Here is a 13,420-nt window from a genome sequence, read left to right as displayed (position 1 = left end):
ACCGCGTGAATCCGAATGGCCAAACGCCCCGGACGAAGTCACTCTGTAACGAAGGATCGCCTCCCGATTCGCGATCCGCGACCACCGAAGTCCGCACCAGCACCCGACGATCACAGGAGATCAGGATGTCTCGAACCACCACAGCACGTGGCGCCGCCGTCATTGCGGCCGTCGCAGCATCAGCTCTCGCGCTCAGCGCATGTTCCGGCTCCGGGGGAGGCGGCTCCGAGAGCGGCGCCGCGGCCGACACGTCGCGCCTGATCATCGGACTCGACTCCGACCAGGCCGCGCTCGGCTACGACCCGCTCCGTTACGGCAGCGGTCAGCGGATGTTCTTCGAGGGCATCTACGACTCCCTCTTCGTCCTCGACGAAGAAGGAGAGGTCGCCCCCGACCTCGTCACGAACTTCGAGTACAGCGCGGACCAGACCCAGCTGACTCTCGACCTCGACACCTCGGCGACTTTCGCCGACGGCACCGCGCTGAGCGCGGAGCTCGTCAAGGAGAACCTCGACGCGCGGGACAACCCCGACCTCTCCGCCTACGCCGGCTTCGCCGCCGGCGGCGAGAACGAGATCGTCGACGTCGCCGTCGTCGACGACGACAGCGTCACCCTCACGTTCGCCGCGCCCAAGCCCGGCTTCGAGTCGAACCTGGTCTTTCCGGCAGGCGTCATCGTCGGGCCCACCGGCGCCGCCGATCGCGCCAGCCTCGACTCGACGGCCGACGGCTCCGGCCCGCTCACGATCGATGAAGACGCCACGGTCAAGGGCAACTCCTACCTCCTCGTCAAGAAGGAGGATGCCGAGGCGGCAGCCGACTATCCCTTCGACTCGTATGAGTTCCGTCCCATCCTCGACCCGCAGGCCCGTGTGAATGCGGCGATCTCGGGCGAGGTCGACATCGCCAACATCACCTCCGACACGCAGACTCAGGTCGAGTCCGCGGGCACCGGCCTGGTTGCCAACGCCGGCACGGTCGTGAACATGCTGCCGTTCGACAAGAACGGAAGCCTGGCACCGCAGTGGGCGGACCCGCGCGTCTGGCAGGCGCTCTCGATCGCGATCGACCGCGAGGCATACGTCAACGCCGTCCACCCGGGCGAGATCCCCACGGCCAACGCCCTCCCGACCGACAGCCCGGGGTTCCTTCCCGAGCTCGACGAGGAGTACGCCTACGACCCCGACGCCGCGATCGCTCTGCTCGAAGAAGCCGGCTACCCCGACGGATTCGCCTTCGACTTCACGATCAACCAGGGCAGCCAGCGCGACCTCGAGGCTCTTCAGCCGTACTGGGCGGCCATCGGCGTCGAGGTGACCCTCAAGAACGCGTCGTCCACCGAGGAGCTGTTCGCGGCCGTTCAGACCCAGCCCCTCGGCGGTCCGATCCCGCTCACGTGGACGAACCCCGCCGGAAACGTCTTCGGCGTGCTGTTCGGCTTCGCGAACTTCCACGGCGCGGAGAACGCCGAGATCCAGGGTGCTGCCGGTGCGTACGCCGCTGCGGGCGACGACGAGGCGGCGCAGGAGACGGCGCTGACCGATCTGAACCGCGCGATCGTCGACAACGGCTGGCTCATCCCGCTGTACAACCAGCTCTCCCCGTGGGCGTACAACACCGAGAAGGTCGCGGAGCTCACCTTCCCGGGCGCAGAGCCGTTCCCGATCCTGGCCACGGTCCAGCCCGCTTCCTGATCGCACTCCGGTGCCGACCGTTCCAGAACGGTCGGCACCGGGATCCTCACTGGGAGATCTGATGGTCATCTTCGTACTCAAACGGGTGGGCTTCGCCGTCCTGACGATCCTGATCGCCACGTGGATCGCGTTCGTGCTGGTGCACCTGTCGGGATCGACGCCCGGAGGCGTGGCACTCGGACAGTCGGCGACTCCCGAGCAGGTCACCGCCTACAACGTGACGATCGGCTGGTACGAGCCGTGGATCGTCCAGTACCTCAACTGGCTGGGCCAGGTGCTGCAGGGCAACCTCGGCGTCTCGCTGATCGACGGCCGCCCGATCGGGCCGGACATCGCCAAGCGCCTGCCGGTCACCGCGGCGATCGCCGTGCTCGGCACCCTCGTCAGCTCGATCGTCGGCATCGTCATGGGTGTGGTCGCGGCGGTACGGGGCGGGGCCGTCGACCGAGCGATCACCGCGCTGTCCGGCATCCTCCTTTCGCTGCCCGCATTCTGGGTCGGCGTCATCCTGGTGTACTTCTTCTCGGTGCAGCTGCGACTCCTGCCCGCGACCGGATTCGTGCCGTTCGCCACCAACCCGGAGGCATGGCTCAAGTCGCTGATCCTGCCGGTGGTGACGATCGCCATCGTCTCGGCGGCGGGCATCGCCCGGCAGACCCGCGCGTCCATGAGCGAGACGCTGACGCAGGAGCACATGCGCACCCTGCGCGCTCTCGGCACACCGACCACCAAGATCATCTACGTCCACGCACTCCGCGGCGCGAGCCTCCCGATTCTCGCGAGCGTCGCCATCCAGTTCATCGTGCTGTTCGGCGGCTCGGTCGTCATCGAGGTGCTGTTCGCACTCCCCGGCATCGGTCAGGCGATGCAGGCGGCCGTCGGGTCCGCGGACCTGCCGTTCGTCCAAGCGCTCGTGCTCGTCGCCACGGTCGTCGTCGTCCTGGTGAACCTCGCCCTCGAGCTTCTCAACCGCACACTCGACCCGAAGCTGCGTGCCTCATGACCGTTTCGACAACGTCCATCCTCCGCGTCCGCCGGACCGAGCGTCGCCGAGGGGGACGCATCCTCCGATCGCCCGCTGCCGTCCTGTCGCTCATCTGGCTGATCGGACTGCTCCTCGCCTCGGTCACCGGCCCGCTGTGGCTGCGCTACGGACCGCTGGAACAGGACCTCACCGCGGTGCTCCAGGGTCCCTCGCTCGAGCACATCCTCGGAACGGACGAACTGGGACGAGACCTGCTCTCCCGTCTCGTCACCGCGGCCGCTCCCACCCTGCTGACCGCCCTGATCGTCCCGGTCGTCGGCATCGTGATCGCCATTCCGATCACGCTCTGGGCCGCACGAAGCCGGCGCGGCGAGGGACTGATCAACCGCGTCAGCGAGATCGTGCTGTCGCTGCCGGGCACCGTGATCATCCTGGCCTTCATCGCCGCAGTGGGCACGAACATGCCGCTGGTCATGGTCATGTTCGGCCTCCTCCTGTTCGGCGCGCTCTACCGCGTCTTCCACGGCCAGGCGAAGTCGCTGCACCGGCAGCTGTTCGTCGAGGCAGCAGCCGTGGACGGCGTGCGTCCGATGAGTGCCAGCCTCCGGCACGTCCTGCCCAACATGTCATCGACGGTGATCGTCCAGTTCGTGCTGCTCTTCGGTGTCGGCATCGGCATGCTGGCCGGACTCGCGTTCATCGGGCTCGGCCCGCAGCCCCCGGAGCCCACCTGGGGCGGCATGATCCAGGCCGCATCGCGCTTCATCTTTCAGCAGCCGTGGATGATGGTGCCCACCGGTGGCGTGCTGGCGCTGACCATCATCGCCGCCAACGCCCTCGCCGATGTGCTCGCCGGTGGGTCCGCCATGCCGCCGCCGCTCGTGGCGATCCGCCGGAAGAAGAGCAGGACGCCCGAGACCGAGATCTCCGCGTCCGCGTTCGCGGACGACATGCCCGCCGGCGAGGCGGTCGGCAACGAGGCCCAGGAGGGTCTCACGATGATCGGCGATGCGTCGATCCCCTCCAGCAACATCGACCCGACGCGCAACGCATCGCCGGCGCATGACGTCATCCCCGTCGCCGAGCTGTCGTCCGGCGTCGAGTCCACCGTCGAATCCGCCAGCGCCGGCGCGATCGAAGAACTGGATGCCGCCCTGAGCCCTGCGGCGGCTCGCCGCGCCGACGGTGAGCTCGTCGTGCAGGATCTCGTGATCGGAGTCGACGGCGGCCCGGCTCTCGTCACCGGCGTCTCGCTGCGGGTGCGACCCGGAACCGTGATGGGCCTGGTCGGTGAGTCCGGCTGCGGCAAGAGCGTCACCTCGTACGCGCTCCTCGGCCTGCTCTCGCCGGGTCTGTCCGTCCGGTCGGGCGAGATCAGCTGGAACGGCGCCGACCTGGCGCGCGCCGGCGAGCGGACGATGCAGCGTGTGCGCGGTCACGAGATCGCGTTCATCTCGCAGGAGCCCACTCGCGCTCTGGACCCGATGTTCACGATCAGCTCGCAGCTGAGCGCAGCCATCAAGCGGCTGCGCGGCGTCAGCAGGTCCGAGGCCAAGGGCATCGCGACTCAGCTGCTCACCGACGTCGGCATCGTGGACACGCCCCGCGTGCTGAAGAGCTACCCGCACCAGATCTCCGGTGGAATGGCGCAGCGCGTCGCCATCGCGCTTGCCCTCGCGGGCAAGCCGAGCCTGCTCATCGCCGACGAGCCGACGACGGCCCTCGATGTCACGATCCAGGCCGAGATCCTCGGGCTCCTGCGCGGTCTCATCGCCGAGCGCGGGATGTCGATCATCCTCGTCACGCACGACCTTGGAGTCGTCGCCGACATCTGCGACGACGTCTCGGTCATGTACGCCGGCGAGATCGTCGAGACCGGATCGGTGCGCGACGTGCTCGTGCGGCCCGAGCATCCGTACACGATGGCGCTGCTGGCCGCCGATCCGCACGCGATCCCGGATCTCGACAGCACGACGAGGCTGGCATCGATCCCGGGTCAGGTGCCCCTTCCGGGCTCATGGACGGCCGGATGCCGGTTCGCCCCGCGTTGCCGCTTCGCGCGGGACGAATGCCTGGTGACGGTGCCGCTCGAACCCCGCGCGGTGGGCCGGGGCGCCGTGCGCTGCGTCCGCCGCGACGAAGTGCGCGGCCGGCAGGAAGAGTGGCGGCTGCCCGTGACGACCGGAGGACACCGATGACACTCGCAGACGCACAGTCGCCGGCCGCCACGACCCCACCGGTACTCGAGGTGCGCAACCTCGTGGTCCGCTACGGCAAGAAGGGTTCCGCCGCTGCCGTGGACGACGTATCGTTCACCATCGCGCGCGGCGAGACGCTCGGACTCGTCGGGGAGTCCGGGTCCGGCAAGACGACCATCGGACGGGCGATCCTCGGCCTTCAGCCCGTCACGAGCGGTCAGATCTTCTTCGAAGGCAACGACATCACGCGGGCGAGCGTTGCAGAGCGCCGCGCACTGCAGGGTGACCTGCGCGCTGTGTTCCAGGACCCGTTCTCCTCGCTCAATCCGCGACGTCCGATCGGCGACGCGCTCACGGAGCCGCTCCGGGTGGCAGGTGTCACACGCCCCGAACGGACCCGCCGCGCGAAGGAGGTGCTCGCCGCCGTGGGTCTGGCTCCGGGCTCCGAAGCGCGGTACCCGCGCCAGTTCTCAGGCGGCCAGCGACAGCGGATCGCCATCGCGCGCGCACTGGTGACCGATCCGCGACTCGTGGTGTGCGACGAGGCGGTCAGCGCCCTCGATCTGTCGACCCAGGCGCAGGTCCTGAACCTGCTCGCGGACCTGCGGGCAGGTGCGGACCTCGGGTATCTCTTCATCGCCCACGACATGGCGGTGGTCGAGTTCCTCGCGCAGCGTGTGATCGTCCTGAACCGCGGCCGGATCGTCGAGGAGGGGCCGACGCTCGAGTTGATCCGGAATCCCCGGGAGCACTATACGCGTGTCCTCATGGCCGCTTCTCCGGTGCCGGATCCCGACGAGCAGGCGCGTCGGCGCGAGGCGTGGCAGGCGCTCAAGGCGGCGGCGGTCGCTTGAATGCGCCCTGCCTGAGACCTACCGGTGCAGTCGCCGTCGCTGTCAGTGGAAGGTCGCGTCGACCAGCGGAGACAGCGCCTGCGCGGTCTCGCGGAACGCATTGACCATCGGGTTGGGAGAGTCGCTGAGGCTGCACAGGACGATGGTCGCCGGTTCGATGTCGAGGATCGGGATGAACGCGAGCTCCTCCCGTCGGTAGTGCCGACCGGCCGATTCGCCTGCGATGTTCACCCCGGCGCCCGCGGCGACCAGCTCGAGCAGCCCTTCGACGCTGTCGGCGGTCGGACCGCGCTTCGGGCGCGAGCCGTCCGGGCGAGGGTCGACGATCCACCAGTCGACGACGTCGGGCACGCCCTTGGCCACCGCCACGAAGATCTCGTCGTTCGTCTCGAGGATCGAGATCGACTCGCGACCCGCGAGAGGGTGGTCTGACCGCACGACCAGGACTCGGGCCTCACGCCAGAGAGGTTCGGCTCGCACGCGCGGCGGCAGACGCATCGGCCACGGCGCGAACACCACGTCCGCGCGTCCCGATTCCAGGTCCTCGGCGACGTCGAAGAACCCGAGTCGGCGCATCTCGATGCGCGCCCGGGGTATCGCCTGCATCGTCGCCGCGATGGCTGACGTCGTCAGGCTGCCCGCCCCGGCGGCCACGACCCCGACCCGCAGCACCGGGCTCTCCCGGTCGCGCTGCAGGGCGCGGCCCCAGCTGAGCAGCTGATCATGGTCGTCCTGAACGCGTCGCGCGAGGGGCAGCAGCTCGCGGCCGTAGCGGGTGAGTTCGACCTTGCGCGGGCTCCGATCGAAGAGCTTTACGTCGAGCTGCTGCTCGAGCCGGCTGATCTGCTGGCTCAGCGAGGGCGGTGTGATGCTCAGCCGTTCAGCGGCACGACCGAAGTGCAGCTCTTCGGCGAGCACGCAGAAATAGCGGATCACGTGGATAGGCACATCCATGCTCGGATCTTAGCCTGCGGCTAATGCCGGGTAGGGATGTCGAACTTCCTCCTCCCGCTGATCCCAGCGAGACTTGAGTCACGTGGAGCGAGCCCTCGGAACGACCCGACGCCCCATCTGCCTAACGGCAGCCGTGCTCTTACAAGGAGGTAAGCATGACCACTTTCCCCGCCGACGACCCCGATAAGGTCCCTTTCGCCGGTATCCTCCCGGCTGCTCCCAAGCCCTTCGTCCTCGGGAATGGCGAGGGCGAGAAGTCTCTGGTCTTCGACCAGCTGTTCTCGATCCTGCTGTCGGCCGACGAGACCGACGACCAGTACGGCGCGTTCACGATGGTCGGTCCCAAGGGCGACCGCATCCCGGCTCACAAGCACTTCAAGACGCACGAGATCTTCTACGTCGTGGACGGCGAGATCAGCATCTGGATGGATGATCAGGCCGACTATCACACCAAGACCACGCTGACCACCGGTGACTTCGCGTTCATCCCCGCGAACGTCGTGCACGCGTTCCAGATCCACAACACGACGAAGGTCTTCGGCGTCGGCACCGCCGGGTTCGAGCGCTTCTTCCACGCGATGGGACAGCAGACCGACCTGACCGCGCCGCAGGGCGTTTACGTTCCCGACTATCCGACCATGCGCGCGGCCGGCGAAAAGTACTGGACGCAGTTCATGCCCGAGTTCCAGTTCCGCGACTGACCCTCCCGTGCCTTCGATCCTCGAGGTCGACTTCGCCCAGCCGGTCGGGTTTCGTCCGCTCTCGCTCGACCTGCGGACCCCGGATGCCGCCGGAGCACCCCTCATCGTGTTCTTGCACGGCGGGGGATGGCTCCGCGGCAGCCGCAAGGTCTTCACGCCGGGGATCAGCGACGCCGAATCGTTCGATCGCATCGTCGCAGCCGGCGTCGCGATCGCGTCGTGCGAATACCGGCTGAGCGGCGAGGCGCGCTTTCCTGCGCAACTGGATGATGTGGATGCCGCGATCACCTGGCTGCGGGAGCATGCTGCCGAACACGGTGTGGATGCTTCGCGTCTCGTGCTGTGGGGCGTCTCGGCCGGGGCGACGCTTGCGGCACTGACGGGGCTGCGCCGCGACGACATCCGTGGGGTCGTGGACTGGTTCGGGCCAGCCGATCTGTTCACGATGGCCGATCACGACATGGGGGATCCCCCCGACCAGACCCGTGAAGCGCGGTGGCTCGGCGCGCCGGCGGGGGAATCATCGGATGCCGCGCGAGCGGCCAGCCCGGCGCTGCAGGTGCACGTCGGCGCGCCGCCCTTTCACATCTCGCACGGCACGGCCGACGAGCACGTGCCGTTCCGGCAGAGCGAGATCCTCGTCGACTCGCTCCGCAGCGTCGCTGCAGAGGTCGACTTCCACCCGGTCGAAGGCGGCAGGCATTTCTGGCAGGGGACGGCTGACACCGGACCACTGTTCGACGCGGCCCTTCAGTTCGTCCACCGGATCACTCGCTGACCGGCGACTGAAAAGCACAAGACGGACTGGAGCATCGGAATGCCTGCACGCGCCCGGGTGATCATCGACAACGACTTCGCAGGCGACCCCGATGGACTGTTCCAACTCGCTCACCATGTGCTGTGCTCCTCCGTCGAGGTCGTCCAGGTGATCGCGTCCCGCCTACCGGACATCATGATCTCGCCTGACCGCGACTCTGTCGCCGAGGGTGTCGAGGCGGCGGACGAGGTGCTCGCGCTGTCGGGCAGCCCGCTTCGGGCGATGCGCGGCGCACGTGAGGCGCTTGTCCCATCCGCGGTGCCGACTCCCTCGGCCACCACCCGGGCGATCGTCCGCGAGGCGATGCGCGATGACACCGACATGCCGTTGTTCTACGCGGCAGGAGGTGGCCTGACCGAAATGGCGACGGCTTACCTTCTCGAGCCTCGGATCGCGGAGCGGCTGACGTTGGTGTGGATCGGCGGCAATGGTTACCACGGCCCGGGACGGGAACCGGAGTTCAACACGAGCGCGGATCTCCTGGCCGCCCAGATCGTGTTCCGATCCGCCATGCCGATCTGGCAGGTGCCGGAGCCCACCTACGCTCAGTGTCTCGTTTCATGGGCGGAGCTGAGCCGCGACATCGCGCCCTCGGGCCCTCTCGGGTCCTACCTCGTCGACCGATGGCGCACTTTCACCGATCGCGTCGAGCGGATGTTCGGCGCGAGCCTGGGTGAATGCGCGGTCCTCGGTGACAGCCCGCTCGTGCTGCTGACGGCCCTTCAGGGCACCTTTCGCGCGGAGCCGTCCTCGTCGCCTTCGCATCCGGCGCCGCGGATGCCGATCCGCGATGACGGGTCGTACGGTGATCCCGATCCCGAGCTGCCGACCGTCCGCGTCTTCACGGGGATCGACATGCGGCTGATGTATGCCGACCTCGTCGCCAAGCTGGCGGCTCGCGCGCTCGTCGCAGACAGCGACGCAGAAGCCACCTCGACCAGAAACGGATCGCGATGACCAACGCCAAGATGATCGCGCCCGACAACCCGACCGAGGCGGCCCCGCTGCTGCGACGTGAGTTCGTGCTCGCTGACGGCCACGGCCCCGTCGAGCGGGCGGTCCTGCGCACGACGGCGCTGGGCCTGGTCGAGGCGTGGGTCAACGGCATCCCCAGTTCCGACGAACTCCTCGTCCCCGGCTGGACGAGCTACGAGTGGCGCCTGCACCTCGTCGCGCACGATGTGACGGATGCCGTCGTGGAGCGCAGCGTGATCGCACTGCGGCTGGGCAACGGGTGGTACCGCGGCTGGCTGGGGTTCACGGACCAGCGTGCGGTGTACGGCGATGAGCGAGCCGCGTACGCCGTGCTCGACATCCGCTTCGCGGACGGACACGTGCAGAGCATCGTCACCGATGACTCGTGGCGTGCCGGCACGGGCGAGGTGGTCACGGACGACCTCTACAAGGGCCAGACGATCGACGCGCGCTTGGGTGATGATTCGTGGCGGCATCCCGGGTTCGACGATTCGAGCTGGGATGCCGTGCACGCGGTCGACTTCGATGCGAGCCGACTCGCTCCGACCGACGCACCGCCCGTGCGCAGGCGGGGCGAACGCGCCGTGGAACGGGTCTGGACATCGCCCTCCGGGAAGACGCTCGTCGACTTCGGGCAGAACCTGGTCGGATTCGTGCGCGTAAGCGTCTCTGGACCGGCCGGTACCGAGGTCGTGCTGCGCCACGCCGAGGTGCTCGAGCACGATGAATTGGGCACCCGTCCCCTGCGCCGCGCAGACGCGACCGATCGATTCGTCCTGAGCGGCGGCGATGACCTCTTCGAGCCGACGCTGACCTTCCACGGCTTCCGCTACGTCGAGGTCACCGGCTGGCCGGGAGCCCTCGATCCGATGGCGCTCACCGCCGTCGTCGTCGGCTCCGACATCCGCCCCATCGGCGCGTTCGAGTGCTCGGATCCGCTGCTGAATCAGCTGCACAGCAACGTCGTGTGGGGCATGGACGGGAACTTCCTCAGCGTCCCCACCGATTGTCCGCAGCGCGACGAGCGCCTCGGCTGGACGGGCGACATCTCGGTCTTCGCACCCACGGCGGCGTTCCTCGGCGATGTCGAGGCCTTCCTGTGCGACTGGCTCGTCGACATGGAACTCGAGCGTCGGGCGACACCGGAGGGCTCGGTGCCGGTGGTCGTGCCGAACGTCATGAAGTACCTCGACACCAACTTCCCCGAGCCCGGCGCCACCGCGGTGTGGGGGGATGCCGCCGTGTGGGTGCCGTGGGCGCTCTGGCGCGCGTACGGGCGCGAGCAGACGCTGCGCGACGCGTACCCGCTGATGACGGCGCACACCCGCACCGTTGCGGGCCTCCTCTCGGTGGAGGGACTGTGGGATTCCGGATTCCAGTTCGGAGACTGGCTCGACCCGGACGCCCCGCCGGAGGATCCCGGCAAGTCGAAGGCGCCGGCGGAGGTCGTCGCGACCGCGTGTGCCTACCGCACCGCCACACTGATGATCGAGACGGCTCTGTTACTGGGCGAGCAGGCCGACGCCGAGGAATTCCGTCGCCTGCGCGACGACATCGGTCGCGGTTTCCGCGCTCACTACGTCCAGGACGGCCGCGTTCGCGGCGACAGCGCCACGGGGTACGCACTCGCGATCATGTTCGACCTGCTCGACCAGCGCGACCGGCAGCGCGCGGGCGGCCGTCTCGCCGAGCTCGTCCGGGCGGCAGGGCATCGGATCAGCACCGGCTTCGTCGGCACGCCGTTCGTCTGCGACGCGCTCGCCGAGACGGGTCACCTCGACGACGCCTACGCCCTGCTGCTGCAGCGCGAAGCACCGTCGTGGCTCTATGCGGTCACCATGGGGGCCACCACGATCTGGGAGCGATGGGACTCCATGCTCCCGGACGGCGCCGTCAACCCCGGCGGGATGACGAGTTTCAACCATTACGCCTTCGGCGCCGTGGCCGACTGGATGCATCGCACGGTCGGAGGCCTCGCGCCGCTGGAAGCGGGCTACCGGCGGATCCTCGTCGCACCCCAGCCCGGTGGTGGGCTGACCTGGGCGCAGACCAGCCTGCAGACTCCGCACGGCCTCGCCGCGGTGCGCTGGGACCTGGACGGGTCTGCGCTGGACGTCGAGGTGACGGTGCCCGCGGGCGCGGAAGCGGTGCTTCGGCTGCCCGGGCGAGACGACGAGGTGGTCGGGCCGGGTGTCCACCGGCGTGCCCCGGTAGCGGTGGCGTAGCACAATGCGGCTCTCCGACATCCGGATCCGTGATCCTTTCATTCTCGAGTCGGCACCCGGTGCGTACGTCCTGTTCGGCACTACGGACGAGAACGTCTGGGGAGGCCCCGCGACCGGATTCGACTGCTACACGAGCGCCGATCTGGAATCGTGGACCGGCCCGTTTCCGGCATTCCGCCCGCCCGAGGGGTTCTGGTCGGACACGCAGTACTGGGCGCCGGAAGTGCATCCGTATCGCGGTCGGTTCTACATGTTCGCGACGTTCGCCTCGTCCGATACGGGGATCCGTGGCGTCGCCGTCCTCGCTTCGGATGAGCCGACCGGCCCGTTCACCCCGTGGAGCGACGGACCGATCACCCCGGTCGACATGCCCTGCCTGGACGGCACGTTCTTCCTGGACGAGCGCTCTCAGCCGTGGCTGGTGTACAGCCGAGGCTCCGAGGGCATCCGTGGCGGAGCGCCCGGAATCGCAGACGGCGAGATGCACGCCATGCGACTCTCAGACGATCTGCGCACGCCGGGGGCTGCGCCCGCACTGCTGTTCACCGCGTCCTCGGCCGAATGGAGCCGGCCGTTGCGTTTCCCCGAAGGCGTCGAGCCGCCACCTGGGCTGAATCTGTCCGAGGATCCGCTCTTCACCGACGGGCCATTCTTGTTTCGGGTTGCGTCCGGACGCCTACTGATGCTCTGGTCGAGCTTCGGTGACGAAGGGTACGCGATGGGAGTCGCGACGTCCGAGGGCGGAAGTGTTCTCGGGCCGTGGACTCAGAACACCAAGCCGCTGTGGGGCCGCAACGGCGGCCACGGCATGGTCCTCAGCGCGACGAACGGCAGGCGCTATCTGGTCTTCCATTCGCCGAACGACACCCCTGATGAGCGCACAACCCTCGTCGAGGTGGTGCTCACCGCTGACGACATCCACTTGAAAGGGGACGGCTAGCGCGTCCGGATCGTGAGGATCTGATCGGCCGTGCCGACCGGGCCCACGGTGTCGTGCAGGACGGTATGGGTGAGGCCGACGCCGTTGCCTCCGAAAGCCACCGTCGTGTCGTAACCGATCCACTCAGTGCGCGGCCGGTGGAACAGGTGCACCGTGGTGTCGAGGTTCGGGAACGCCACGGCGCGGGCAAACGCGCCCATCGGCCCGGAGTCTCGTGTAGACGATCGGCGAGCCCACATACTCGCGGCGAACCCACACGTTGCGCGGCGCCCGAGGGGATGGGCTCGCGGCGAGCATGTGGGTTCGGGCGCGCGGTTTGCGGAGCCGGCGCCTGAGTCAGGCCGAGCGCAGCCGCAAGGAGATGTCGGCGGCCGTCTGCTGCAGCCGCGCGAGCAGCGGCCCGCGCAGCGAGGCGACGTCGTGCCGAGACGAGGCGACCGCGATGTTTATCGCCGCGGCGGGGCGGGCAGCATCCCGGCCGAAGACGGGCACCGAAACCGAACGCAGTCCCGCGGCGACCTCCTCGTCCTGCAGTGCGTAGCCCTGCTCGCGGATCGGGGCCAGCCGCGCCGTGAGCTCCTGGAGCGATCGGGCCGCGTTGGGTCCGGCATCCCTCGTGAAATCGTGCTCGGCGAGGGTGCGCGCGAGCTCCGCTTCGCTCAGATACGCCAGCAGAAGCTTGCCCATCGATGTGTAGGCGGCCGGCAGCGTCGAGCCGACCTGGATGTTCGCGGTCACGAGGTCGGAGTTGCGCAGTCTCGCGAGGTAGAGCACCTGATCGCCGACCAGGACGCCGAGGTTCACGGTCTCGGCGGTCTCCTCCGCGAGATGGCGCAGCGGCTGCTCGCTCAGCTGCACGAGGCTCGATCCGCGCAGTGCGGCCGATCCGAGGGTGAGCACGGCGACCCCCGGCTGGATCGCGCCGTCGGGCAGTCGTTCGACGAAACCGCCCTCCTCGAGCGTCGCAACGACCCGGAACGCCGTCGGCATCGGGATGCCGGTCCGATCGCAGATCTCGCGCAGCTTCAGCGAGGTCACCGACTCGTCGAACAGCCGCAGCACGTCCAGTCCCTTGGC

General features: G+C 68.6%; 12 protein-coding genes. 9 read left to right on the top strand and 3 right to left on the bottom strand.

Features of this window, described 5'->3' with window-relative positions; genetic code table 11:
• Nucleotides 1-125: 125 nt before the first annotated feature.
• The 4 genes from VFX99_RS08800 to VFX99_RS08785 all read left to right on the top strand — a co-directional run bounded on the left by VFX99_RS08800 (nt 126) and on the right by VFX99_RS08785 (nt 5,731).
• The gene (locus tag VFX99_RS08800) at nt 126-1,694 is read left to right on the top strand and encodes an ABC transporter substrate-binding protein (protein WP_329665922.1); all 1,569 of its coding nucleotides are present in this window, start codon (nt 126-128) and stop codon (nt 1,692-1,694) included.
• 61 nt (nt 1,695-1,755) lie between these two features.
• Nucleotides 1,756-2,697 (top strand): ABC transporter permease, encoded by a 942-nt coding sequence (locus tag VFX99_RS08795; protein WP_329665921.1) that lies wholly within the window; start codon nt 1,756-1,758, stop codon nt 2,695-2,697.
• The gene (locus VFX99_RS08790; RefSeq protein WP_329665920.1) at nt 2,694-4,877 is read left to right on the top strand and encodes a dipeptide/oligopeptide/nickel ABC transporter permease/ATP-binding protein; all 2,184 of its coding nucleotides are present in this window, start codon (nt 2,694-2,696) and stop codon (nt 4,875-4,877) included. The genes VFX99_RS08795 and VFX99_RS08790 overlap by 4 nt, the downstream gene beginning before the upstream one ends.
• Entirely contained in the window at nt 4,874-5,731 is an 858-nt protein-coding gene (locus VFX99_RS08785) for an ATP-binding cassette domain-containing protein (RefSeq protein ID WP_329665919.1), read from the top strand. Before VFX99_RS08790 ends, VFX99_RS08785 begins: the two co-directional genes overlap by 4 nt.
• A 42-nt stretch (nt 5,732-5,773) precedes the next feature.
• Here VFX99_RS08785 and VFX99_RS08780 read toward each other — a convergent pair whose 3' ends face one another.
• Nucleotides 5,774-6,685: a LysR family transcriptional regulator gene (locus tag VFX99_RS08780; RefSeq protein ID WP_329665918.1), complete on the bottom strand. Its 912-nt coding sequence runs from the start codon at nt 6,683-6,685 to the stop codon at nt 5,774-5,776.
• Between the two features lie 155 nt (nt 6,686-6,840).
• On the opposite strand from VFX99_RS08780, the gene VFX99_RS08775 reads away from it, so the two are divergent.
• From VFX99_RS08775 to VFX99_RS08755, 5 genes are read left to right on the top strand one after another with little or no spacing between them, the layout of a single operon-like run.
• On the top strand, nt 6,841-7,386 hold the full coding sequence (locus VFX99_RS08775; protein ID WP_329665917.1) for a quercetin 2,3-dioxygenase: 546 nt from the start codon (nt 6,841-6,843) through the stop codon (nt 7,384-7,386).
• Nucleotides 7,387-7,393: 7 nt separating this feature from the next.
• Nucleotides 7,394-8,164 (top strand): alpha/beta hydrolase, encoded by a 771-nt coding sequence (locus VFX99_RS08770; RefSeq protein ID WP_329665916.1) that lies wholly within the window; start codon nt 7,394-7,396, stop codon nt 8,162-8,164.
• Nucleotides 8,165-8,203: 39 nt separating this feature from the next.
• Nucleotides 8,204-9,160, top strand: coding sequence for a nucleoside hydrolase (locus tag VFX99_RS08765; RefSeq protein ID WP_329665915.1), 957 nt, complete (start codon nt 8,204-8,206; stop codon nt 9,158-9,160).
• A complete protein-coding gene (locus tag VFX99_RS08760; RefSeq protein ID WP_329665914.1) occupies nt 9,157-11,403 on the top strand; it encodes an alpha-L-rhamnosidase in 2,247 nt (748 codons plus the stop codon). Before VFX99_RS08765 ends, VFX99_RS08760 begins: the two co-directional genes overlap by 4 nt.
• A gap of 4 nt (nt 11,404-11,407) precedes the next feature.
• Nucleotides 11,408-12,343, top strand: a complete 936-nt coding sequence (locus VFX99_RS08755) for a glycoside hydrolase family 43 protein (protein WP_329665913.1) — start codon at nt 11,408-11,410, stop codon at nt 12,341-12,343.
• Here the strand turns inward: VFX99_RS08755 and VFX99_RS08750 are convergent.
• Nucleotides 12,340-12,543: a hypothetical protein gene (locus tag VFX99_RS08750; protein WP_329665912.1), complete on the bottom strand. Its 204-nt coding sequence runs from the start codon at nt 12,541-12,543 to the stop codon at nt 12,340-12,342. The two genes, VFX99_RS08755 and VFX99_RS08750, sit on opposite strands and share 4 nt — an antisense overlap.
• A 136-nt stretch (nt 12,544-12,679) precedes the next feature.
• Nucleotides 12,680-13,420, bottom strand: a 741-nt coding sequence (locus VFX99_RS08745) for an IclR family transcriptional regulator (protein ID WP_329665911.1), incomplete at its 5' end; no start/stop codon positions are given.

This window comes from Microbacterium sp., from assembly GCF_036277215.1.
GTDB lineage: Bacteria > Actinomycetota > Actinomycetes > Actinomycetales > Microbacteriaceae > Microbacterium.
This window is presented reverse-complemented; position numbering and strand designations above follow the sequence as displayed.

Bases quoted from the DNA above. Each gene is read 5' to 3' on its own strand.
- VFX99_RS08750 (WP_329665912.1), bottom strand. From the start codon at position 12,543: ATGGGCGCGTTTGCCCGCGCCGTGGCGTTCCCGAACCTCGACACCACG.
- VFX99_RS08800 (WP_329665922.1), top strand. From the start codon at position 126: ATGTCTCGAACCACCACAGCACGTGGCGCCGCCGTCATTGCGGCCGTC.
- VFX99_RS08760 (WP_329665914.1), top strand. From the start codon at position 9,157: ATGACCAACGCCAAGATGATCGCGCCCGACAACCCGACCGAGGCGGCC.
- VFX99_RS08755 (WP_329665913.1), top strand. From the start codon at position 11,408: ATGCGGCTCTCCGACATCCGGATCCGTGATCCTTTCATTCTCGAGTCG.
- VFX99_RS08775 (WP_329665917.1), top strand. From the start codon at position 6,841: ATGACCACTTTCCCCGCCGACGACCCCGATAAGGTCCCTTTCGCCGGT.
- VFX99_RS08795 (WP_329665921.1), top strand. From the start codon at position 1,756: ATGGTCATCTTCGTACTCAAACGGGTGGGCTTCGCCGTCCTGACGATC.
- VFX99_RS08780 (WP_329665918.1), bottom strand. From the start codon at position 6,685: ATGGATGTGCCTATCCACGTGATCCGCTATTTCTGCGTGCTCGCCGAA.
- VFX99_RS08790 (WP_329665920.1), top strand. From the start codon at position 2,694: ATGACCGTTTCGACAACGTCCATCCTCCGCGTCCGCCGGACCGAGCGT.
- VFX99_RS08785 (WP_329665919.1), top strand. From the start codon at position 4,874: ATGACACTCGCAGACGCACAGTCGCCGGCCGCCACGACCCCACCGGTA.
- VFX99_RS08765 (WP_329665915.1), top strand. From the start codon at position 8,204: ATGCCTGCACGCGCCCGGGTGATCATCGACAACGACTTCGCAGGCGAC.